At 49.2% G+C, this 23,136-nt stretch carries 24 protein-coding genes; 5 read left to right on the top strand and 19 right to left on the bottom strand.

Annotation, left to right across the window (positions count from 1 at the left end; translation table 11 throughout):
- The first annotated feature begins 35 nt into the window (after positions 1-35).
- Together PsAD5_RS18660 and PsAD5_RS18655 are read left to right on the top strand one after the other, a co-directional pair.
- On the top strand, positions 36-569 hold the full coding sequence (locus PsAD5_RS18660; protein WP_084404723.1) for a uracil-DNA glycosylase family protein: 534 nt from the start codon (positions 36-38) through the stop codon (positions 567-569).
- A 234-nt stretch (positions 570-803) separates the two neighbouring features.
- A complete protein-coding gene (locus PsAD5_RS18655; RefSeq protein ID WP_057465982.1) occupies positions 804-1,295 on the top strand; it encodes an Lrp/AsnC family transcriptional regulator in 492 nt (163 codons plus the stop codon).
- Positions 1,296-1,358: 63 nt separating this feature from the next.
- On the opposite strand, the gene PsAD5_RS18650 is transcribed toward PsAD5_RS18655, so the two are convergent.
- The 10 genes from PsAD5_RS18650 to PsAD5_RS18605 form a co-directional block, all read right to left on the bottom strand.
- Positions 1,359-2,240, bottom strand: coding sequence for an NAD(P)-dependent oxidoreductase (locus tag PsAD5_RS18650; RefSeq protein WP_063293176.1), 882 nt, complete (start codon positions 2,238-2,240; stop codon positions 1,359-1,361).
- Between the two features lie 247 nt (positions 2,241-2,487).
- On the bottom strand, positions 2,488-3,405 hold the full coding sequence (locus PsAD5_RS18645; protein WP_063293175.1) for an ABC transporter permease: 918 nt from the start codon (positions 3,403-3,405) through the stop codon (positions 2,488-2,490).
- Positions 3,402-4,076: an ABC transporter permease gene (locus tag PsAD5_RS18640; protein ID WP_063293326.1), complete on the bottom strand. Its 675-nt coding sequence runs from the start codon at positions 4,074-4,076 to the stop codon at positions 3,402-3,404. Before PsAD5_RS18640 ends, PsAD5_RS18645 begins: the two co-directional genes overlap by 4 nt.
- A gap of 173 nt (positions 4,077-4,249) precedes the next feature.
- Positions 4,250-5,026, bottom strand: coding sequence for a transporter substrate-binding domain-containing protein (locus PsAD5_RS18635; protein WP_057465986.1), 777 nt, complete (start codon positions 5,024-5,026; stop codon positions 4,250-4,252).
- Positions 5,027-5,281: 255 nt separating this feature from the next.
- Positions 5,282-6,058, bottom strand: coding sequence for a transporter substrate-binding domain-containing protein (locus PsAD5_RS18630; protein ID WP_063293325.1), 777 nt, complete (start codon positions 6,056-6,058; stop codon positions 5,282-5,284).
- Between the two features lie 419 nt (positions 6,059-6,477).
- Positions 6,478-7,254, bottom strand: coding sequence for a transporter substrate-binding domain-containing protein (locus PsAD5_RS18625; protein WP_057465987.1), 777 nt, complete (start codon positions 7,252-7,254; stop codon positions 6,478-6,480).
- Between the two features lie 262 nt (positions 7,255-7,516).
- Positions 7,517-8,755 (bottom strand): molybdopterin molybdotransferase MoeA, encoded by a 1,239-nt coding sequence (locus tag PsAD5_RS18620; protein WP_063293174.1) that lies wholly within the window; start codon positions 8,753-8,755, stop codon positions 7,517-7,519.
- A gap of 105 nt (positions 8,756-8,860) precedes the next feature.
- Positions 8,861-9,502: a molybdenum cofactor guanylyltransferase MobA gene (gene mobA / locus PsAD5_RS18615; protein WP_084406002.1), complete on the bottom strand. Its 642-nt coding sequence runs from the start codon at positions 9,500-9,502 to the stop codon at positions 8,861-8,863.
- Between the two features lie 290 nt (positions 9,503-9,792).
- Positions 9,793-10,251 carry a BLUF domain-containing protein gene (locus PsAD5_RS18610; RefSeq protein ID WP_084404718.1) on the bottom strand — a complete coding sequence of 153 codons (459 nt, stop codon included), beginning with the start codon at positions 10,249-10,251 and terminating at the stop codon, positions 9,793-9,795.
- Between the two features lie 214 nt (positions 10,252-10,465).
- The gene (locus tag PsAD5_RS18605) at positions 10,466-12,400 is read right to left on the bottom strand and encodes a bifunctional 2',3'-cyclic-nucleotide 2'-phosphodiesterase/3'-nucleotidase (protein WP_084404414.1); all 1,935 of its coding nucleotides are present in this window, start codon (positions 12,398-12,400) and stop codon (positions 10,466-10,468) included.
- A gap of 652 nt (positions 12,401-13,052) precedes the next feature.
- Here PsAD5_RS18605 and apbC point away from each other — a divergent pair.
- Complete coding sequence (gene apbC, locus PsAD5_RS18600) at positions 13,053-14,186, top strand: iron-sulfur cluster carrier protein ApbC (RefSeq protein WP_063293322.1); 1,134 nt, start codon at positions 13,053-13,055, stop codon at positions 14,184-14,186.
- Positions 14,187-14,291: 105 nt separating this feature from the next.
- Here the strand turns inward: apbC and PsAD5_RS28350 are convergent, their stop codons facing one another.
- Both PsAD5_RS28350 and PsAD5_RS28345 read right to left on the bottom strand, forming a co-directional pair.
- Positions 14,292-14,738 carry a LysR substrate-binding domain-containing protein gene (locus PsAD5_RS28350; RefSeq protein WP_244272102.1) on the bottom strand — a complete coding sequence of 149 codons (447 nt, stop codon included), beginning with the start codon at positions 14,736-14,738 and terminating at the stop codon, positions 14,292-14,294.
- Positions 14,739-14,775: 37 nt separating this feature from the next.
- Positions 14,776-15,141: a LysR family transcriptional regulator gene (locus PsAD5_RS28345; RefSeq protein WP_208981847.1), complete on the bottom strand. Its 366-nt coding sequence runs from the start codon at positions 15,139-15,141 to the stop codon at positions 14,776-14,778.
- A gap of 634 nt (positions 15,142-15,775) precedes the next feature.
- On the opposite strand from PsAD5_RS28345, the gene PsAD5_RS18590 reads away from it, so the two are divergent.
- The gene (locus tag PsAD5_RS18590; protein WP_063293172.1) at positions 15,776-15,949 is read left to right on the top strand and encodes a Flp family type IVb pilin; all 174 of its coding nucleotides are present in this window, start codon (positions 15,776-15,778) and stop codon (positions 15,947-15,949) included.
- 54 nt (positions 15,950-16,003) lie between these two features.
- On the opposite strand, the gene moaA is transcribed toward PsAD5_RS18590, so the two are convergent.
- The gene (gene moaA / locus PsAD5_RS18585; protein ID WP_063293171.1) at positions 16,004-17,038 is read right to left on the bottom strand and encodes a GTP 3',8-cyclase MoaA; all 1,035 of its coding nucleotides are present in this window, start codon (positions 17,036-17,038) and stop codon (positions 16,004-16,006) included.
- 189 nt (positions 17,039-17,227) lie between these two features.
- Here moaA and PsAD5_RS18580 point away from each other — a divergent pair, with 189 nt between their 5' ends.
- Positions 17,228-17,596 carry a gamma-butyrobetaine hydroxylase-like domain-containing protein gene (locus PsAD5_RS18580; protein ID WP_063293170.1) on the top strand — a complete coding sequence of 123 codons (369 nt, stop codon included), beginning with the start codon at positions 17,228-17,230 and terminating at the stop codon, positions 17,594-17,596.
- Between the two features lie 28 nt (positions 17,597-17,624).
- Here the strand turns inward: PsAD5_RS18580 and PsAD5_RS18575 are convergent, their stop codons facing one another.
- From PsAD5_RS18575 to PsAD5_RS18545, 6 genes are all read right to left on the bottom strand, one after another.
- Entirely contained in the window at positions 17,625-18,221 is a 597-nt protein-coding gene (locus PsAD5_RS18575) for a L,D-transpeptidase (RefSeq protein WP_063293169.1), read from the bottom strand.
- A 361-nt stretch (positions 18,222-18,582) separates the two neighbouring features.
- Positions 18,583-20,217 carry a fumarate hydratase gene (locus PsAD5_RS18565; RefSeq protein ID WP_063293167.1) on the bottom strand — a complete coding sequence of 545 codons (1,635 nt, stop codon included), beginning with the start codon at positions 20,215-20,217 and terminating at the stop codon, positions 18,583-18,585.
- Positions 20,218-20,400: 183 nt separating this feature from the next.
- On the bottom strand, positions 20,401-20,970 hold the full coding sequence (locus tag PsAD5_RS18560) for a YceI family protein (RefSeq protein WP_063293166.1): 570 nt from the start codon (positions 20,968-20,970) through the stop codon (positions 20,401-20,403).
- A gap of 21 nt (positions 20,971-20,991) precedes the next feature.
- Complete coding sequence (locus tag PsAD5_RS18555; RefSeq protein ID WP_063293165.1) at positions 20,992-21,561, bottom strand: cytochrome b; 570 nt, start codon at positions 21,559-21,561, stop codon at positions 20,992-20,994.
- Positions 21,562-21,660: 99 nt separating this feature from the next.
- Positions 21,661-22,239, bottom strand: coding sequence for a YceI family protein (locus PsAD5_RS18550; protein ID WP_063293164.1), 579 nt, complete (start codon positions 22,237-22,239; stop codon positions 21,661-21,663).
- Between the two features lie 318 nt (positions 22,240-22,557).
- Positions 22,558-23,061 carry a class I SAM-dependent methyltransferase gene (locus PsAD5_RS18545; RefSeq protein ID WP_063293163.1) on the bottom strand — a complete coding sequence of 168 codons (504 nt, stop codon included), beginning with the start codon at positions 23,059-23,061 and terminating at the stop codon, positions 22,558-22,560.
- Positions 23,062-23,136 lie beyond the last annotated feature (75 nt).

Genomic DNA, 23,136 nt, shown 5'->3' with positions numbered 1-23,136 from the left:
GCCAGCCATTGCCACACGAGCCAAGGCCCGTTGTTGTGCTGTCCTCAACAGCACGTATCGCCATATGCGGTCAGGCACCGGGAACGCGCGTCCACGCCTCTGGTAAACCGTTTACAGACCCGTCAGGAGATCGTCTGCGCGACTGGATGGGCATAGGTGAAGAGGTTTTCTACGACCCCGCCAAACTTGCAATTATCCCCATGGGCCTGTGTTTTCCGGGATTGGACACAAAAGGGGGCGACAAGCCGCCGAGGCCGGAATGCAAGAAGACTTGGCATCAAGAAATATTCAGCAATATGCCACAGATTGAAACACTGCTGGCAATAGGTGGCTACGCACAGGCCTACCACATGCCCGAGCTGACCAAAAAACGCCTCTGGGAAACAATTGCTGATTTTCGATCAATCTGGGACAGGACAGTCGAGCGCCACGCCCAGGGCCTCGGCCCTTGCGTTCTCCCGCTCCCTCATCCGTCCTGGCGCAACAATGCCCACATAAAAAAGCATCCCTGGTTCGAAAATGAGCTGCTTCCGCTCCTGAAAGAAGAAGTAAGCCGTCTTTTGAGCTGATTTGAGAGATTCTTTTTTTATGTGCCTATAAATATGAGAACGGTTTTCTTTGGCTCCCGCTAAAATCCATCTTGATGAAAATAAATTTCATGAATTTAATTATACGTAGAACGAAAACCTATATTCCTGCATAAATCTTGCTGTTTGAAGCTGGAATAACATTTCACATGACCTTATGCTTCCTGCAATGATTTTGCGCCAAACAATAATTCCGGTGGGAGATAGGGGTATAATATGATCGATAGGATCGACCGTCGCATTCTGTCCATTCTACAAGAAGACAGCACCATTCCCGTAGCTGAGATCGGTCGCCGCGTCGGCTTATCAACCACCCCATGCTGGCGCCGTATCCAGAAGATGGAAGAAGACGGCGTCATCACCCGCCGCGTTGCAGTGCTTGACCCAAAGAAGGTCAACGCCAAAGTGACCGCTTTCGTCGCCATCACCACCAACGAACACACCGACGACTGGCTCCGCAAATTTGCAGATGTCATCCGAGAGTTCCCGGAAGTGGTGGAATTCTACCGTATGGCCGGACAGGTAGACTACCTGCTGCGCGTTGCCGTGCCAGACATTGATGCCTACGACGATTTCTATAAGCGGCTGATTGCAAAGGTAAATATCGCAGACGTGTCCACGTCCTTTGCGATGGAGCAGATCAAGTACACAACTGAACTGCCACTGTCTTACATCATCGCCGAAAAGCCAAAAGCGAACATGTCATAGGACTTGTTCGGCAAAGCTGAGAATTAAAAAGCCCCGGTCATCTGATCGGGGCTTTGTGTTTTCTTACTTCTTGTCGGCGTTGTTCAGCCGGGCAATCAGGCTGGAGGTATCCCAGCGATTACCGCCCATGCCTTGAACCTCTGAGTAGAACTGATCGACCAGTGCTGTCACCGGCAGGCGTGCGCCAACCTCGTCAGCTGCCTCAAGACAGATCTTCAGGTCCTTGCGCATCCAGTCCACCGCAAAGCCATGCTCAAACTCTCCCTCACGCATAGTCTCCCAGCGGTTCTCCATCTGCCAGGACTGAGCAGCCCCGCCGCGCACTGCTGAAATAGCTTTCTCAACATCAAGGCCGGACTTCTGCGCAAAATGAATTGCCTCAGACAGACCCTGCACCAGACCAGCAATGCAAATCTGATTGACCATCTTGGTCTGCTGACCAGCGCCAACGGGACCCATCAAACCGGCAAACTTTGCAAAGCAATCGATGAACGGTTTTGCGCGATTGAAGATGTCTTCCTCACCGCCAATCATAACGGTCAGAACGCCATTCTCAGCACCTGCCTGCCCACCTGAGACGGGCGCGTCAAGGAAGGAAAATCCCCCCGCACGCGCTGCCTCATCCAGCTCGCGAGCCACCTGAGCCGAAGCTGTGGTGTGGTCCACGAAGATAGCGCCAGCTTTCATGCCGTGAAAGGCGCCGTTCTCGCCAGTCGTGACAGAGCGCAAATCGTTGTCGTTGCCAACACAAGCAAAAACAACGTCACAACCCTCAACGGCCTCCTGAGGGGTCAGAGCGAAGGAGCCATCGTATTCTTTGGCCCATGCCTCTGCTTTGGCTGTTGTCCGGTTGTAAACGGTAACGTCATGCCCACCACGTGAGGCCAGAAAACCCGCCATTGGGTATCCCATAACACCCAAACCAATAAACGCGACCTTTGCCATCGGACTATCCTTATAATCTTGAATCAGAGCGCAGCAACACTACCAGCTTCACCAGCAGATACCACGTAAATTCACGAGCGCGCGTTCCGTTTTATTGTATTCAATCCAACGACAAGAATTCGCTCCACCAAAGATGCGGGAGCGCGATGCGTGAGCGTTACTGAACGCAACGTGCTCTAGGTGTGCCAATGAAAAAGGCGCAGGCTTTTGGACCCGCGCTTTCAAGTATTCATCTCTGCCTATTGGCTTATCTTTTTAGGTGACGCGTCAAACGAGCCTCAATGCGATCCCATGCCCGGCGCAATGTCTCCACCATCACCAGATAAGCAATCGCTGCCCAAACATACGCCTGGAAATCATAGGTCCGTGAGAACGCGCGACGCGTTTCACCCATCAGATCGTAGATGGTGATGATCGCTACAATCGCGGAGCCTTTGATCATCAAAATAATCTCGTTACCATAAGGGCGCAGAGAGACGATCAGAGCCTGCGGTAGAATAATTTTCCAGAAAGTCACCCACTTCGGAAGACCAAGCGCAGACGCAGCTTCCCACTGTCCTCTCGCAATGTTCTCAATGGAACCGCGCAGGATTTCGACCTGATAAGCGGCTGTGTTCAGCGTGAACGCTAGAACAGCACAGTTCCACGCATCACGGAAGAACCACCATAGATCAACGGATTCCAGTGGCTCACGGAACGTACCCGCGCCATAATAAATCAGGAACACCTGCGCCAGCAGCGGCGTGCCGCGGAAGAAATAGACGTAGCCATACGCAATGCCGCCCAGAACACGGTTCTTGCTCATCCGCATGAAGGTCATCGGAATGGAGAGCAGAACGCCCAGCAGCATGGAAACGCCAACAAGCTTCAGCGTAATGATGAAGCCTGAAACAAATTTCTCACCATATTTGGTCAGGAACTTCGCATTGTGGGTGAGGGAAACAGGCAGCAGACCTTCACCGCCAAACACCAATGCAACGCTGTTTGAATTCAGCAGGAACCATACAATGCCCAGTCCGCTGACGATCCAAAGTGTCAACCAGGTGGTGCCGACAATACGCGTTGGCGTCCACGGACGGGATGTTGGAGATGGAGGAGGGGCTTTCGCCTGAATGGCCTGAGATTGAACGTAGCTTCCCGGAGCGCCGATAGATGTATCACTCATCTGGAGATCTCCCCGCGTTTAGCCCATGCATCAAGGCGGGAAATGCCACCGGAAGAGATCACAGCCAGAACGAGATAAATCACGCAAGCAACCGAAAAGAACAGGAACGGTTCTTTGGTGGTCCGCGCTGCCATATTGGAATAGCGAATAATGTCCGCCAGACCGATAATGGAGACCAGAGAGGTCTCTTTCAGCAAGATGAGCCATAGATTGCTCAGCGCAGGCAAGGACAAGCGGACGAGCTGCGGCAGGATAACCAGACGCATGGTCTGCACGTATCCCAGACCGAGCGCATTCGCGCCTTCATACTGGCCTTTGTTGATTGCGCGGAAGGCAGAAAGGAAAGCTTCGGAAGCGTAGGAAGAGAACACCAGCGACAAGGCAATCATGCCTGCGATAAAGGCGTTCACCTCAAAGTAGATATCCCCAAACAGCGAGAGCACTTGCTGAATGAGGATCTGGCCGCCGTAATAGACGAGAAAGAGCGTAAGGAGCTCTGGAAGCCCCCGGAAAATTGTTGTGTAAACGTTGGCTGCAGCGCGCAGAGAAGGTTCTTGAGACTTCTTCGCAAGCGCCAGCAGAAAACCCAAAAGCAAGCCAATGGGAAGGCTTGCCAACGCAAGGGAGACGGTCATAACAACGCCAAGTGCTATCTCGTCGCCCCAGCCCATGTCCCCAAAGGACAAGAGTGTGAAAATTTCACTATTTACTATGCCAAGACCGATCTCGGCAGCCCAGTTGGGCAAGAATGCAAAAAATTCATTCATTACGGGGATTGCCCCTATTCTTTTTAGAACGGCGGGAAACAAGTCCCGCCGTCAGAGTGTATTGCAGCTTGACGCCATCACTCTCCGTAGGCGTCAAAGTCGAAATATTTGTCGTTGATCTCTTTGTACTTTCCATTCTCGCGTAAAGCAATAACCGCTTTGGAGAATAGGTCTGCCAAGTCTTGGTCGTTCTTACGAACGCCTACACCAACGCCTTCACCATGTATCTCTGGAATAGGTGACATGGTACCGAGCAGTTTACAGCAATTGCCTTCCTCTGACTTCAACCAGTCAGAAAGAACAACTACGTCATCAACTGCAGCGTCAAGTCTACCACTTTCCAAATCGAGTTTATATTCATCAGCAGTAGGGTACAGAGACACTTCTGATTTAGTCAAAATGTCTTCAGCAAACACTGCGTGTGTCGCGCCAACCTGCGCGCCGACAAGAGCACCAGACATTCCTTCAATGGAGGCCTCAGTGATCTTGCTATCGTTTGGTACTGCCACTCCCGGAGGGGTCTGGTAGTACTTTTCAGAGAACTGAATGCGCTGCTTCCGTTCTGGTGTGATGGACATAGATGCCATGATCGTGTCGTACTTGCCTGCAACGAGGCCAGGGATCAATCCGTCCCAGTCAACCGGCATCCATTCACATTCAACCTTCAGTTCGGCGCAAAGCGCGTTGCCCAGTTCAATCTCAAAGCCAACCAGCTTGCCATCGGCAGTGGTGTAGGCAAATGGAGGGTATGAGGCTTCAGTACCAATTCGGACTTTGGTCCATTCTTTTGCCTGAACCTGAGTTGAAGCAAGAAGTGCGAGTGTTGCAACAGTGGCAAAGCGCATAAAGCCCATTTGTATTCCCCTTTGTAAATTCTTGGCAGGGGTCATCAAGATGGCTCCCTGCACAGCCGGGGCGCATATTTAAATGGAAGAAATAAGATTTCAACCTATTTGAGTAGGGGTGTCAGCAGAAAATAGCCAATTCATTCCATCTTGAGAGGAGTAAGTTTCCATTCTGATCAGTTTTGGGCATGGTTGTTCCACAAAACGGTGATGCATCACAGAAACTTTCCCCAGCTTCGAATCTTTCTTGGCTCGTTTCAGCTGTTACTCGCCAAACGCATCCTGAGAGAAATACTTGTCATTGATCGTCTTATAGGTGCCGTTTTCACGAATTGCGAGAATAGCCTGAGAGAAGCGATCTGCCAGCTCTTCCTGACCTTTACGAACGCCAACACCGATGCCCTGACCGTGTAACTCAGGCTGGATTGGCAAAGAGCCGATGATTTTACAGCAAGAACCTGCTTCAGAATCCACCCAGCTCTGCAAAACACCCAAATCATCAATCACGGCATCCAGACGACCGTTTTCGATATCCAACTTGTACTCTTCAGAGGTCGGATACAGCGACACATCAGCGTCGGAGTAAATCTCTTCCGCCACAACAGAGTGCGTGGTGCCGCCCTGTGCCCCAATCAGCAGGCCTTCCAGAGCATCTGGAGTGATATCGGAAACGGGAGAATCCTTAGGCACTGCAATGGTTGATGGCGTGTTGTAATAGCTGCGAGAGAACGAAATGCGCTCTAGCCGCTCTTCCGTGATGGACATGCTGGCGATGATCGCATCGTATTTGCCAGCGACCAGACCTGGGATCATGCCATCCCACTCCTGCGTGCCCCATTCACACTCAACCTTCAACTCAGCGCAAAGTGCATTGCCAATCTCAACATCAAAGCCAGTCAGAACACCATCTGATCCTGTGAAGTTGAATGGAGGGTAAGCACCTTCTGTCGCAATACGCAGTTTGGTGATCTCATCTGCCTGAAGGGCTGAAACAGCAGTGAAGCTCATAAGTGTGGCAAGCGCCATACGGGCAAAAGACATCCGTGTATCCTTATTCTTTTTGGCAGAGTGGCCATTTTGGTTGTGCTCTGCATTTGTTGCCAAGGACACTATAAAAAATGCGCAGGACTTCAACTGAAATAACGGAGGTATCGGAAGAAAAATGTGCCATGTGCCGTTATTGTGAAGTGATATCCGTTAATTCGACGGGTTGTGTGGAAGAAATATTTCTCCCGCTTTCTGAGCTAAGTGAGAAAACTATGTCCCTTCACACTCAAAAGAGCGGGTTTAAGCTTTCCCGGAATCAATTACAATTTGCCATTTTGAGAGACTAAATGAGCCATTCTGCCAAACTGGTGACTTTGACTGGTCAAATTAGCAAAATAAAACCCTCGGGTGCAAAAATACCCGAGGGTCTCAAAAACCGTCAGCTGATAAGTCAGCTAAGTGTCAGGTTACTCTTATTCGCCGTAAACGTCGAACTTGAAGTACTTGTCGTTGATTTCTTTGTATTTGCCGTTAGCACGCAGAGCAGCGATACCCTTGGTGAACAGAGCAGCAAGGTCTTCGTCGCCTTTACGAACGCCGATGCCTGCGCCTTTACCGTGGATCTCTTCAACGGACTGCATAGTGCCAAGGATCTTACAGCAAGAACCCTTGTCAGAGCTGATCCACTGTTCCAGAGCCATCACGTCGTCAACCACAGCGTCAACACGGCCATTTTCCAGATCCAGCTTGTACTCTTCAGAAGTTGGGTAAAGAGCAACGTCGGAGCCGTTCAGGATCTCTTCAGCGAACTGAGAGTGCGTGGTGCTACCCTGTGCGCCAAGACGAACGCCTTTGAGGCCTTCTGGAGAGGCTTCGCTCAGCTCGGAATCTTTGCGTACTGCGATGCCTGGAGGAGTGTTGTAGTACTTCTCAGAGAAGGAAATCTTTTCCATACGCTCTGGAGTGATGGACATGGAAGCAAGGATGGTGTCGTACTTGCCAGCAACCAGACCAGGGATGATACCGTCCCAGTCCTGAGTAACCCATGTACATTCAAGCTTCAGCTCGTCACAAAGAGCATTGCCAATCTCAATGTCGAAGCCAGTCAGTGTTCCGTCAGCGGTGGTATAGTTGAATGGAGGATAGGCGCCTTCGGTGCCCATGCGAACCTTTGTCCATTCTTTTGCTTCCGCGCCAGAAACTGCTGCCAACGCAATTGCTGCTACTGCTGCCAAACGCATAATACGCATATTATGTCCCCGAATTAATTATCTTGGCAGGGTTTCTTTAGGTAGGCCCCTGCATAACCGGAGCTTATGTTTCACTAAAAGTATCCGTAGATCAACCTATATACTGGGCATATTAGGCTAATTAATAGCAAAATGACGATGCTTCGCGGTAATATCTTGCAATATTTCGCAGCTTTGAGGGCAAACTTGTTAAAATTGCAACCAGTGATCTAGGCGTGGAAAAATGGCTCGCACGCGATTCTGAAAATGCGAGCCAGCAGAGTTACCTAAGGCCAATTTCATCAAAGCTGATGAACGGAACAAGATCACCCTTGCGAACAGAAGTCATATCTTCTGTCAACTCAATGAAACCATCGCCGAAAGTTAGAGAAGATAACAAGGCTGATCCGTCACTGTGATACTTGGTCAGTTTAAGAGTGCCATCTTCAACCACCCGGCGCCCGCGCAAAAACTCACGGCGTCCGGCTTTGCGGCCAGAAATCTCAAAATCCGCAGCGATGTATTGGCGCGGCGCTTCAATGAAGTCAGCCCCGGCAAGCGCTTCAATCAACGGGCGCGCAAGGAATGCGAAGGCGACAGTTGCGGCCACAGGATTGCCCGGAAGGCCGATAAAGACGCAATCAGGCAGTTCGCCCACCATGAACGGGCGTCCAGGCTTAACAGCTAAGTGCCAGAAGGTGGTCTTGCCAAGCTTGGAGAGCGTTGCAGAGACAAAATCCTTATCACCACCCCCAGCACCGCCAGAGGTCAGGATCACATCACATTCTTTGGAGGCAGCTTCTAACGCAGTTTCCACAACATCACGTTGATCTGCCAAAATGCCGAGATCAACCAGTTTAACCGGCAAATTGGCAAGCATACCGCGCAGCAGGAAGTGGTTCGCGTCGAAGATTTGCCCGTCCTGCCGCGTTGTTCCCGGACGGATCAGTTCATTGCCCGTTGAAAAAACACCAACCTTCAGCTGGCGGTATGTTTGCAGTTGGCCAATACCGATAGAGGCAGCCGCAGCAATCTCCTGCGGGCGCAGCACAGTACCTGCTTTCACTATAGGTGCGTCTTTGGTCTGGTCTTCACCTTTGCGACGGATATTACAGCCAGTCGGATAGTTACGAGAAAGCTGAACCAAACGTATTCCATCGCTTTCACTCTCAGAGCAATCTTCTTGAGGAACAACAAAATCGGCTCCTGCAGGAACCGGTGCTCCCGTAAAAATCCGCGCAGCTTCTCCCGGTTTCAGCGCGGCTTCCGGCATGGAGCCAGCAAAGACTTCCATGACCACCGGAAAGGATGTCTGCTCGGACGCACTTTGAGCGATCGCGTAACCATCCATTGCAGAGTTATCAAGCGGAGGAAGGTCGCAGATTGCAATGATGTCGTTGGCAAGAACACGGCCATACGCCTCGTAAAGCGATGTTTCTTTTGCAGTGACTTTGCAGTGACCTAAACCTCGCAAATGAGAAAGGGCTTCGTCAAAGCTCAGACTGGGCGTTTTCGTGTTCATGTCTATTCCGGAAACTTGAGTGCGCGTGTTTCTTTATTTACCAGAGTCACGCCTTAGGATTTGGCAAAAATCAAAGATCTCACAGGCATCTGATCGTTTTGACGACTATTGCACCTGTAATTGAGCAAGATGCTCAAGTGCGACAGGAACATCTTCTGGCGTGTTGATGTTAAAGAAGGGATCAACAGTATTCTGAAGTTTGAATTCCACGATGACTGGCGGATGGTTTTCAAAAAAGCCTTTGATGCTACGACCACCCTTCAAAAGGTACTCTTTCAAAGGGTCTGCTAAGGCCACAGGCCACAAGCCAAATGCAAAGTGGTTGCGCCCACCGCTGGAGCAAATGATTGGGGCGCCTGCATTCGTTTTTCTGCTGGCAGCAAGCGTCTCCACCAGGTCCGTTGGAAAAAACGGCGTATCAACTGCCACAGTCACAACATCGGATGTGTCAGGAGCGTTTTGTCTTACCCAGCTCAATGAACTGTGAACACCAGCCAATGGCCCTAGATGACCTTCAAGCTCATCTGAAAGCATCGGCAGTCCCAAACTTTCGTGAAGGTCACTTGGCTCATTCACGCTTAAAACACTCTGTGCGACTTGCCCATGCAAGCGGGAAGCAACATGTTCCAGCAAAGCCGTGCCATTCAGGTCAAGTAATGCTTTATCAGAGCCGCCCATGCGTTGGGACTTCCCACCGCAGAGGATACAACCGATCACTTTGTTTCGCTTCTCTGTTTCAACAGACATACCTGATTTCCCACTTAGGCCTAGAGCGCGTTCCGTTTGATTGGATTCAATTAAACGAGAAGAATTCGCTCCACCAAAGATGTTAGAGCACGCCGCGTGAATGTTAATGAACGTGACGTGTTCTAACACACAAATCATCAGCGCTACTTGTGAAGCAGGATAGGGCAGGGTGCAAAGTGGCATCCAGTCGCAAACCACAAGAAAACGCTCCTAAAGGCAGTGGGAGGAGAGGTGCCTTTAAGAGCGTCTGGGAGCGGTGGTCATGCCACCTTGGGGAACAAGTATTGGGACTACATGAGTGCAAGGCGGCTGGTCAGCTGACTTTCGCTCATGTTCATTGAGAGCAGAAGCAGCAACTCCATCACTTCCTCGCTACAGGTGCGGTCAGGATGGGCAAGGAGATTGCCGAAAAACTTGGGATACTGACTATCTGCTTCCTCACGAAGATCGCAGAAATGCATCCAGCAATTATGAAAGAGCCTGAAATCCTGCTCTTCATTGGAGAGTACGGTCAGATCAGAATGCCGCTTATCTTCAAGCACACACTCAAACGTTCGCTTCACTAAGGGCCAAGGGCCTTCCAAAAGCTGAAAAACATGATTGTCTGTCAGGATCAAAGCGCCGGTAACACCTGCCATCGAATTGACGCGCCGAATACGGGTCAACGACCGCTCGACTTCCTCATCGAGGCTATAGCGAAGCGCAGGCCAATGAATGCGGCTGCGATAACATAATTGCGTAACACTCATTGTCAGATCCTCCGGTTCATGAAAGCCTGACAGTAAATTCTTCTAAAAATGTAAAATACAGCGTTTAAAACACTGATACTTCTCGTTTTTTGCGAAAAAAGAAAAGGCGGAGCTCATGGCCCCACCTTCCCAAAATCATGTAAGTCATTCAGACTTAGAGCGTATCGCCGCGAAGTGGTTCCGATTTTCAGATAACGCTACGCCCCAGTCAAAATCAAAGCGTAATGCGGTACATGGCAAAACCGTCTTTGCCTTCACCCGCAGCCTCAATCTGAACGCCCTTAACGCCTTTCATGTGCTTTTCAGCAGCAGGTCCGGTCTCAAACAGAACAGTCGTGTCAGCTACAGGTGTGAACTTCCAGTTCGCATCAGCAGACGGGTTGATCGTTCCCTGATCTACAATGTAGCGAACAATCACATCGCGGTTGGTGTCTGGACCAACAAAGATGATCACATCATCGTTGATGCCAGGGAAATTACCGCCACCGCCAGCGCGATAGTTATTGGTTGCAACAACAAACTTCTGATCCATATCGATTGGCTTGCCTTCGAATTGAAGGTTCACGATACGGTTAGAATCTGGATGCGCGACATTGCCTTTACCGTCATACTTAGAAGGCTGTGTCAGGTCGATTTCGTAGGTCACACCGTCAATCACATCAAAGTTGTAAGAACGGAACTCAGCGTCCAGCAGCACCTGGTCTTTCTTACCTGCTTCGATCTGGTTGAACATACCAGCAGAACGCTCAAGCCATTCCTTCACGTCTTTACCGGTGATCAGCACTGCACGTGTTGTGTTCGGGTAAAGGTAAAGGTCAGCAACGTTCTTAATTGCGATATCACCAGCAGCAACGTCAGTATAGTAATCCGCACCACCGCGACCACCTGCTTTGAACGGAGCTGCAGCAGAAAGTACTGGCAGACCAGCCCACTCGGTGTCCTTAAGCATTTCCTTGGTGTACCAGGTTTGTGCCTTGGAAACGATCTGAACAGACGGATCATCAGCCACCAGTGCGAAGTAGGAATGCAGCGGAGCAGAGGATTTGCCCACAGCGCGGCGCACATAAGAAAGTGTCTTTTGGTGATCATCCTCAACCGCTGCCAGCACTTCTTCATCGCTGGAAACAAGAGGAATACGCTTACGACCTTCTTTCTTATAGATAGACGGTACGTCTGTGGTGAAGTTTGCAATGCGCCAGCCGTTGTTGCCGTCGCGCTCAATCATCAGATCGATGACACCAAGGTGAGAACCCCAGAAACCACCCATAGCAGCTGGTTTTCCTTGCAGCGTGCCTTTGACAGCATCAACGCCAGGAATGCCTTCATAGCTAGGACCCGGGAAGACATCGTGCTGGTGACCCGTAAACAGAGCATCAATGCCTTCAACACCAGCGATGTGTAGTGCAGTGTTTGCAGCGCCGTCTTCATGTTCGCCACCAGCGATACCACCATGGCACAACGCGATGATGAGGTCGCAGCCTTGTTCCTTCATTTCTGGAACCCATGCACGCGCAGCATCCACCATGTCACGAGTGTTCGCTTTGCCAACCAGGTGACGGGAGTCCCAATTCATGACCATTGGAGGAACGAAGCCAACAAAGCCCACTTTAATCGTGTGCTCGATGCCAGCACCGTCTTTGATCTTCTTCTCAACAATTGTGTACGGCTTCAGGAAGAGATCATCCTTACGGCCATTGGAAGCCAGGGTGGTGCCTTTGGACACGTTGGAGGAAACAACAGGGAAGTTTGCTCCGGAAAGAACCTTCATCATGAAGTCCAAACCGTAGTTGAACTCATGGTTACCCAATGTACCAGCGTCGTAACCCAGCACGTTCATGCCTTTGATGACCGGGTGCACATCACCTTCGCGCATGCCGCGCTCGTAAGCAATGTAATCCCCCATTGGGTTGCCCTGCAGAAAGTCACCATTGTCAACCAACATGGTGTTGGTTGCTTCAGAGCGCAGCTTTTTGATGATAGTTGCTGTGCGAGCAAGGCCAGCTGTGTCCATTGGGCGGTCAGCATAATAATCATATGGAGCGACGTGGACGTGGAGGTCGGTTGTTTCCATCAAACGCAAATGCGCTGTGTTCTCTTTTGCAAGAACAGAATATGGATGCACCATTGCAATGGCACCGGTAGCGGCCATGCCTCCCAGCACGCTACGACGATTCATCAAAATAGGATTAGACACGATTGCCTCCTAGCCCGTGGAAAATGCAGAACATAATTGTCAGCATGAATTTTGCCCGCCCCTCAAGCTTCTGGTCGCAGCAGCAAGAGGGTTCTTAGACCCCTAAATACCATGCATTCCCCTCAGTTTGTGGGCCTAATGTATCAGGAGCATGAAACAGGTTCTCCAATGCGTAAGGCAGATCCCCTAGGTGGCGCGCTAATCCTCAGAAGACGTTAGGTTTTATCTGCAACGAAAGATTTTGCGCCAACCGCAAATATCTGTGAATTTGTGTTGGTGAGCTCAACTTTGCGTGAACTTCGCTCAACTGATGGCGCCCAGTTTTGGCAAAACGGGTTGCGAATGCGCAAAGGACAAATAACGTCTTTGATGAATTCTGTATTGCTCTATTCATCTTGAGACGTATACCAAGATATAAAAGAACCATAGGCAAAAGCTTGTACATTCAGTTTGCAGGCATATTTACCTTCAAGATCATATTATCCCTCTCTGCAATGCAGAGCTTCACAGGGTGTGCACAATGGACAACGACAAATCTAAAGGATTGTGGGGGCGCCTCAAAGGCGGGTTCACATCAGGCAAGAACCATAAGGATACTGAAGAGGCTATGGCTGGGTTGACGCAGGAGCGCGTTCTCGAAGTGCTCAAACAGGTTAAATCGCCTGATGGCAAGAGCAATATTGTTGATCAGGATCTGGTTGCAGACCTGTTTGTATCAGATGGTCGTGTCGTCTTTTCTATCAGAGTACCTGCAGAGCGAGCTTCAGAACTTGAAGGGCTTCGTCAGGCCGCCGAGAAGGTTGTGTCGGTGCTTCCTGGTGCTGAAACGGTCCTCGTTGCACTTACAGCAGAAAAACAACCTGGTTCTCCATCTACGCCACCACCTGCTGCACGCAAAGCCCCGCCGAAAGGTGCCCCAATGCCAGCAAAGCAGGAAGTGCCTGGCGTAAAACACATTATTGCTGTTGCATCAGGTAAAGGTGGGGTTGGTAAATCAACAACATCAGCCAATCTCGCACTTGCTCTTTCTGCAATGGGCTTGAAGGTTGGTTTGCTGGATGCTGATATCTACGGCCCATCCATTCCAAAGCTTATGGGAGCATCTGGGCAGCCGGAAGTTCTTGAAAATCGTATTATGAAGCCTCTGGAAGCCCATGGCATCAAGTTGATGTCTATTGGTTTTCTTGTAGAAGAAGAAACAGCCATGATCTGGCGCGGCCCAATGGTGGTATCTGCCCTCAATCAGATGTTGCGCGAAGTTGACTGGGGTGAGCTGGATGCACTTATCGTTGACCTCCCACCTGGAACGGGTGACGTGCAATTGACTATGGCTCAAAAAGTACCTCTTACAGGTGCACTGGTCGTTTCAACACCACAGGACCTTGCGCTTCTGGATGCACGTCGTGGTATTGCTATGTTTGAGAAAGTCGCGATCCCTGTATTGGGTATCGTAGAAAATATGAGTCACTTTGTTTGTCCAGATTGCGGTGGCACGCATGAGATCTTTGGTCATGGTGGTGCAAAAGCAGAAGCTGAGAAGATGAAAGTCCCGTTCTTAGGTGAAGTGCCTTTGACGATGGAAATCAGAGAGCAATCTGATACAGGCACCCCAATCACAGTGAGTAATCCAGATAGCCCAATCTCAAAGGCATACGGCATCATTGCTGCTGGCCTGTGGCAGGGCGTCCTTCAACCCACTGGAGATGCAGCAAGGTCCGCACCCAAAATCGTTGTTGGTTGATCAGGATTAATCTGTTTCTTTGAAAAAGTTTCGCTTAGACGGCAGGTAGTCATTTCGTTGACATCTGCCGTTTCTGTTTGCAGTGCTCTGTTCTACGAAATGCAATTATGAAAGGCAGAGTTCATCAAGTTCCGCCTTTATCCATTCAATGAATGCCTTGGACTTATGCTTTTGAAATGAACTTTCCAACCCAACCAACATATAATGAGCAGTTGCGGGAATTTCAAAATCGAATGGGTTGGTTAACAGACCTAGTCGAGCGTCATGCGCGCATAAAACTTTTCGACCCAGAATAACACCAGCCCCCTCAATAGCAGCATCCTGAGCGTGATCAATTTGAGAAAAGTGCATTCCTTTCTCTGCCCAAGAGGCTCTGGAAACTCCTGCAGTCTTCAACCATTCCTTCCATCCCGGTGCGTTCAAGAAGGTCGCCATGCTGTCTTCATGAAGCAAGGTAAATTTCTTTAAGTCGGTGGGCTCACGCATCTCTTTCGCCAGCCGAGGTGCGCACATGGGCGTAAGAAAATCCTCAGCAAGAAAATCAATATGCAAACCCGGATATGGTCCTCGCCCGAAGCGAAGCCCGAGATCAACATCGTCCTTGTAAAAAATCCACAAGCTTCAAATTGGCAGAGATGCGCAGTTCAATTGCAGGATAAGCCTCCATGAAACGATAAATCCGAGGTGCAATAACTTTGGACGCCGTTCCTGGGCCCGTGGATATAACGAGGACTTTATCCTGATCTAATCCTTTAATGCGAGCGACAGCCTCGCTGAAGTTTTCTAACCCAGCTTCAACGCCTGGCAACAGCCGGTGTCCAGCTGAAGTAAGCTCAATCGCTCGGTTCAGACGTGTAAATAACTGGGCCTGCAGCTGATCTTCAAGCATTTTGATCTGATAACTCAAGGCCGACGGCGTTAGCCCAAGCTCATTGGCCGCCTTAGCAAAGCTCATGTGACGCGCCACGCATTCAAAGGCTTTGAACGAGTTGAGAGGAGGAAGAGAGTAACGCATTTCACCTCAAAAAAACTGATCCGATTGCTTGAAATTACTCGTTTGTCAGTATCTTCGACACAAGACTATTGTTCAACAAAATGCGATAAGGAGCATAAGGCAATGAGCTATCTGGCGAAAGAAGCCTTCCAAGATGAAAACGAAACAACTGAACTGCTAATGCATCGACTTTTAATGCAAGGCCGCTACGCACGATCACACGCATTTCACCTCTTCTGGCGAGGTTTTTGGAAAGACTCGAAGCTGCAGAGAAAGGGGAATTAACGATTTAAACTGAAGAAATAAAACTATGCACTGTGAAAACTGACAACTATCAGACAAAGTAAACGAATAGTAAATGCATTATTATAAATTTTACTTAATGAAAAAATTATTTAAATCAATAAGTTAATGGCATTATGTGCGTGTTGAATTTGTAGTGTTAAACATGCGCTGCTGATAATAGTGCTTATGCCCAACAAACTTAAATTGCTCCGCAAATTTGATTCATAAATTGGCAAGAAATGAAGGCCTAGGTTGCAGCTAGTCCCGATGAGGAGTGGGGCTTCTAGGGTTCAATACGGAGTTTAAAACAATGTTCGCTAAATTTCTCAAAGACGAGTCCGGCGCAACTGCAATTGAGTATGGTATTCTTGCTGCATTAATTTCTGTTGCAATTATCACAGTCGTGGGAACGCTTGGAGATCAGCTCGGTAATGCTTTCCAGACGGTGTCCGATGAATTGACTGCTGAAGGAATCGTACAATAAATCGTTGAAACTAAGCCCACCGACAACGCTGGTGGGCTTAGCCAATCTTAGTTTTCACCCGCCCGTCATACTCATATGACGCGTTCCAGTTGCAGACTTGTTATCACGATCGATAATAAAGTCATGCCCCTTTGGCTTTCGTGCAATCGCTGATTCAATCGCTTCCGAAAGCACTTCATTTCCTTCAGATGCTCGTAGTGCCGCACGCAGGTCTTTTTGATCTTCCTGGCCAAGGCACATGAACAACTGCCCAGTACAGGTCACACGAACGCGGTTACAGCTTTCACAGAAGTTGTGCGTCATCGGGGTAATGAAACCAAGACGCCCACCAGTCTCTTCAATCTGCATATAGCGGGCAGGGCCGCCGGTCTTATATGGAATATCTGTCAGTGTGTACTTGGCGGAGAGTGCTTTACGCACGTCGCTCAGCGGCAGATACTGCTCATTCCGGTCCCCATCAATTTCACCAAGCGGCATTGTCTCGATAAATGTCAGGTCGTGCCCGCGCTCATGTGCCCACTCCAGCATCGGAATGAGTTCATCCTCGTTGAAATTCTTAAGTGCAACAGCATTCAATTTGATCTGAAGACCGGCTTCCTGAGCGGCCTTGATGCCATCGAAAACCTTTTGAATCTCACCCCACCGGGTTACATCTTTGAATTTTTGCGCATCTAAGGTGTCGAGAGAAACGTTGATGCGACGAATACCTGCTTCATATAGCTCTTCAGCATAGCGTTCGAGCTGAGTACCGTTCGTAGTAATGGTGAGCTCATCAAGCGCACCGCTGTCCAAATGTCGCTTCAGGCCTCGGATGAAGCTCATGATGTTCTTGCGAACCAAAGGTTCCCCACCAGTGAGGCGGATTTTGCGAACGCCTTTTTCAATAAAAACGGCGCATAGGCGATCCAGTTCTTCCAGTGAAAGAACGTCTTTCTTGGGAAGGAAAGTCATGTGCTCGGACATGCAATAGACACAGCGCAAATCACAACGATCAGTCACAGAGACGCGAAGATACGTCACGGCGCGGCCGAACGGGTCAATCAATGCTGGGTGGGCACCCTGCTGTTTGTCCTCGGCATACTGCCCCATGGAAACCTCCACTCACGTATCTCTTTTGATGACGAATTTAACAATTCTAATGTAGTACGCAATGAGTTAGCGTCAATCCATCAGTAAGGAGTTCCAGTGGATTTAACTAGAAATATATCTTAGAACCACAGGTATAATTCCTAAATCATCAATACTGAGTTCCATGAACTTGGGCAAGGATAAAAAAATATGTCGGATACACGCTGGCCTACGCAAATCCACCTAAAAAACCAAGGCAAAAATCTTGAAATTACTTTTGATGATGGCCTTGAAGTCTCGTTTACCTCGGAGTTTCTGCGAGTAATGTCTCCATCAGCAGAAGTGCAAGGGCATACTCCAGATCAACGAAAAGTGATCGCGGGGAAGCAGGACACAACGATTATTGGTGTAGATCCAGTTGGAAACTATGCAGTAAAGCTGACATTTGATGACCTGCATGATACCGGAATTTTTACGTGGACCTATTTTCAGGAAATGAACGATCAAAAAGAATTTTTATGGAATCGATATCTGAGTGAACTGCAGGACCGTGGATTGAGTAGAGACCTCAGCAAGTAGGGCTGGCACAAAACCAGCCCCATGCATTCTAGCGAAGCACGACCACTTTCGTGCCTATATTGACATTGTCATATAGATGGATGACGTCTTCATTTGCCATTCTGATGCAACCAGATGAGACTGCCGAACCGATCGTCCATGGTTCATTGGAACCGTGAATGCGATAGATGGTGCTGCCAATATACATAGCGCGTGCGCCAAGCGGGTTATCAAGGCCACCCTTCATGAAGCTAGGCAGGTTACGTCCTTTCCGGCGTTCACGATCAATCATGACCTTTGGCGGTGTCCAGCTTGGCCACTCAGCTTTGCGGGTAATTCGGTGAGTTCCTGACCATTGGAAGCCCTGACGACCGACGCCAACGCCATACACCATCGCGGTACCATTTCCGCGAATATGGTAGAGGCGTCGATCTTTTGTGCTGATCACAATGGTGTTCGGACCGTATGAGCCGTTGTACCTGACCTGCTTACGTTTGATTGGAGATTTTCCGTGGTGAGCAGAACCATAGGAAACCCATTTTTTGGATGCATGATCAAAGAACTTGCCAGATGCTGCGGCATCTGCCTGAGTTCCGGTAAATAGTGCTGCGAAGCAAAGAGCAACACTCGCGATAAGTATGCGCATTGATACCCCCTAGGATATTGTTGTTTGTTTTATCTCGTTTGCATGAGGGAATTTATGCAGCGAGTAGGGAGACGCTCGCAGCTTAGAATGTCAAATATATTAATTGTTGAAGTAATTCAGACTACAACTGCTGCTATATACTTCTTATGGAAAAGGAAATTACTAGAGAGTCATTCGAAGATGATTTACATTCATATCGAGCTTGATTTGCATCTATCTAAAACGCAACTTAATATAATGAAAGAAGCTTGAATTTAGCTAATTTGAATTGTGATTGAATCAAATTGTCATGAATGCAGGCAACGAAAAAAGGGCGCTCCTAAGAACGCCCTCCAATCTCGGTATTATCTCACCAGCCCAGTTAGCTCAGGTTCAGCTCTTTAAAGAAGTCATTGCCTTTGTCGTCCACCACGATAAAGGCAGGGAAGTCTTCAACTTCGATTTTCCAAACGGCTTCCATACCCAGCTCTTCATATTCAACCACTTCAACACTCTTGATGCAGTCTTGAGCAAGGCGGGCAGCTGGGCCTCCGATAGAGCCGAGGTAGAAGCCACCGTGAGCCTGACATGCACGGCGAACACCCGCTGAGCGGTTGCCCTTGGCAAGCATCACCATGGAGCCTCCAGCGGCCTGAAACTGGTCCACATAAGCATCCATACGGCCAGCAGTGGTTGGGCCAAATGAACCAGAAGGCATACCTTCTGGCGTCTTAGCAGGACCTGCATAGTAAACCGGATGGTTCTTGATGTAGTCAGGGAGCGGCTCACCGGCCTCGAGACGATCACGGAGCTTGGAATGGGCCAGATCGCGGGCCACGATCAACGGACCGCTCAACGAAAGCCGTGTTTTAGTTGGATGCTTGGTCAGTTCGCCAAGGATCTCGCTCATTGAGCGCGTGAGGTCAACCTTTACAACATCATCAGAAAGATCGGTGTCGGTAACTTCCGGCATGTAGACTTCAGGATTCCGCTCCAGGTCCTCCAGGAAGATGCCTTCCTTGGTGATCTTGCCAGTCGCCTGACGGTCTGCTGAACAAGATACGCCAATGCCGATTGGTAGGGATGCGCCATGGCGCGGCAGACGGATCACGCGCACGTCGTGGCAGAAGTATTTGCCACCAAACTGTGCGCCAACACCGCTGGACTGTGTCAGCTTATGAATTTCAGCTTCCATTTCCAGATCACGGAATGCGTGACCGCCTTCGGAGCCTTCTGTCGGCAGCTCATCTAGGTAACGGGCAGAAGCCATTTTTACGGATTTCAGATTCAACTCTGCAGATGTGCCGCCGATGACGATTGCGAGGTGATATGGCGGGCATGCCGCAGTGCCAAGAGTGAGAATTTTTTCCTTCAGGAACTCAATCATGCGATCTTTGGTCAGCAGGCTCGGAGTACCTTGGAACAAGAAGGTCTTGTTAGCAGACCCACCGCCTTTTGCCATGAACAAGAACTTGTACGCGTCATCACCTTCAGCATAAAGTTCGATCTGAGCTGGCATGTTGTTCTTGGTGTTCTTTTCCTCGAACATGGAGATCGGCGCAAGTTGGGAATAGCGCAGGTTCTTTTTGAAATAAGCGTCACGTGCGCCTTCACCGAGCGCTGCTTCGTCATGTCCGTTAGTCCAGACTTTGCGGCCTTTCTTACCCATCACAATTGCAGTGCCAGTGTCCTGACACATTGGCAATACGCCAGCAGCTGAAATATTCGCGTTCTTCATCAGGTCAAAAGCGACGAATTTATCGTTTGCAGTTGCTTCAGGGTCGTCGAGAATTTTACGGAGCTGCTCCAGATGGGAAGGGCGCAGGAAATGGTTGATGTCTTTAAACGCTTCTTCGGCAAGCAAGCGAAGACCCTCTTGCTCCACCTTCAAGATTTTCTCACCGTCAAACTCAACTTCGCTCACGTACTCGGAGGTCAGTTTGCGATAAGGAGTTTTGTCTTTACCCAATGGAAAAAGAGAGGTGTGAACGTACTCGGGAGCAAGTGTTTCGGACATCTTGGCACTCTCTGGCTATTTTGGTGTACCGCTGTACACTGTTGAATTTGCTGAGCGCCGTTTTATAGAGAAAAAGCCGAGGGGCAAAGCCCCTCAGCCTTCAAAACTTGTCAAATTTGTTAGATTACGCCGAATTGTCGAGAGACTTGGTGGAAAATGCAAGGCTCTCTTTGGCGCAATCCATCAACGAGTGGCGTATAGGTCGAGTTTCACAGTCACCTTATTGCTGACAGTGCTGTCTGGCACACCATCACCAATCTTGAAGTCACTGCGAGATAACGTTGCTTCACCAACTGCGTGAGCGGTTTTACCTTCAATGGTCAGCGTAAAGGGCAAGAAAATAGCGATTTTTGCGCCTTTAAGCTCCAGCGTACCTGCAGCCTCATAGAGATCACCACCTGCAGGAACAACGTTATCTAAGCGAAATACTGCATCAGGGAAGCTGGAGATATCCAACCACTGTGGGGTTGTGATTGCACCTGCTGCCTGTGCATCTTCTGTTTTTACGCTTCCAGTGATGATTGTTGCTTGAATCTGGGCTTTGTCGAGTTCTTCTTTGTCGAAGATGATCTTAGCATTCCAGGTGGCAAAAGTGCCCGTAACGGTGTTTCCGTTATTGATGACCTCAAAGCCAAGCGTGCTCTTATTGCGATCCACTGACCATTCATTTGCAAAGGCAGATGAAGCAGCTCCTACCAAGATGAAGGTCAGAAATACACCGGCTTTAAAGAACATTTCGGTCAATCGTTTCATGGTTTTCTCCAGATCCTCAAATTAGGCTTTTGAGGACAAAATACGCTGTAAGACTTTATCCTTGGATATGAAGTAGTGCTTAAGGGCAGCTCCAACATGTGCAAGGATCACTGCGATAAACGCATACGCAGCCCAGCCATGCACTGCGGTGAAGAACGCAGATACATCTGCTTTTTGCCCCAAAAACTCAGGAGTTGGTAGATGCGGAATCTGAAAGAGGTTAAAGAAAACTGTCGGCAGTCCAAGCGGGCTGGACGAAACCAGCAACCATCCTGTCAGCGGCATCAGCAACATCAGGGCATATAAGCTGATGTGACCCAAATGCGCAGCAAGCTTTTCCCAAACCGGCATTTCGGCAGGTAAGTCAGGTGTGATACCAGTGATTTTCCAAAGGATGCGCAATGATACCAGTGCCAAAACGACAAAACCAATGGACTTATGAAGCTGATAAAGAGAGTAAGTTGCAGGTTCGAAAATCGGTAGCGTGACCATATAGAGGCCAAATCCCAACATACCAATGATAAGCGTTGCTATGGTCCAGTGTAATGCAATTGCCACGATGCCATAGGCTGATCGAGTGTTCCTGATCATGGAAAAGGCCTTTTGATCGAGGGAAGGGACATTGCTGCCCCTTCTCAAAGTTCGACCAGACCCGTCAGAGCGTTCTCAGCATCCGACAGGCCGGAAACATTACTTAACAGTCGCTTCGAAGCTGATGTTGATGTTCACTTCGTCTGATACGTAAGGAACAGCCATCGCCATGCCAAAGTCAGAACGTTTGATCGTGGTAGTCGCATCCAGACCAACAGCTTGTTTCTTCGCCATTGGATGCTCACCAAGCTGATTTACAACAACTTCAAGGACAGTTGGTTTGGTGATGCCACGGATGGTCAGATCACCAGTCACTTCCAGCTTCTTCTCACCAACCTGTTCAACCTTGGTGGACTTGAATGTTGCTGATGGGAACTTAGCAACATCAAACAGGTCAGCGCTCTTCAGGTGGGTGTCACGAGCTTCCCAGAATGTGTTGAGAGAGTTGACGTCAATTTCAACGTCCACCTTAGAATTCGCCGGGTTTGCTTCGTCAATGATCAGAGTAGGGGACCAAGTAGCAAAACGGCCATCGGTGGTGGAATAGCCGAGGTGGTTGTAGTTAAAAGCGAGATTTGCATGGGACATATCAACGTCGTAAGCAACAGGTTCAGCAACCGCTGCTGTAGCGAGGAAAGAAGCTGCGACTGCGAGCATTCCAAAGCGAACTGATTTCATTGTAATCTCCAATTATGTTGAACTGTGAATTTCAATCTTGGGCATACAATTGGCAGATGTTCTGGGAATTGCAATTAAACGCATTGTTCATCCCAGGTGCACAATCACGAGGAAGTCAGCAATATCGCCAATTTTTGCAAACATTGTTGCGGAAATGAGTTGTCACTGTGGCAATATAATGGAGATTGTAAAACCAGCCGATACAACTGCAAAAATATAAGGGTTTTACATCATACTTTCGTGTGTGATCTGTCAGTTAGAAACTCTAGTAATAAAAATGGGGAAGGGAGGCACACGTATGCGCCTCCAATCGGGTGGCTATGGCTTGTAAGTAAAGAGGATGCCGTTTTTATCGCGTAGGAACTCAAACTTTTCCTTTTTCAGAGTGTCGCGCAGGTTCGGCAGAACGCTCTTTTCATCAGCGATAAGCATATAGCCACCAACGCGAAGGTGACTGAGCATACGCTGCAGAAGTTTGACGCGCACATTGTTCGGCAACTCGTGGAAGAAACGGTCAGCAACAATTACATCAAGATCTTGCGGGGGCGTGTAACCAAGTGCATCCACGTGAACAACCTCAATCGGGAGTTTCTCCGTGTCTACTCGTTCCTGCAATTGATCCAGACCTACTTTGGAGCTGTCGACAGCAATTACATTATAACCGCGCTTAGCAAGAAAGATCGCGTCGCGTCCTTGGCCTGCACCCAGATCGAGAATTGTGCCGGTGTCAAAGTCGAGGTTTGAGAACAGTGTTGTAAACTGCTTGGAGGTATGGCCGAAGTAACTTTCGTCCTTGGCGTAAATCTTATCGTATTTCTGCATAACTCAGCCTGAATGGATCATTAGCTAAAGGATATACAGGAACGCAGAAAATGAACAAGCCCAACCCGGCGGATA

It is taken from the genome of Pseudovibrio sp. Ad5 (assembly GCF_001623095.1).
Taxonomy (GTDB): Bacteria; Pseudomonadota; Alphaproteobacteria; order Rhizobiales; family Stappiaceae; genus Pseudovibrio.
This window is presented reverse-complemented; position numbering and strand designations above follow the sequence as displayed.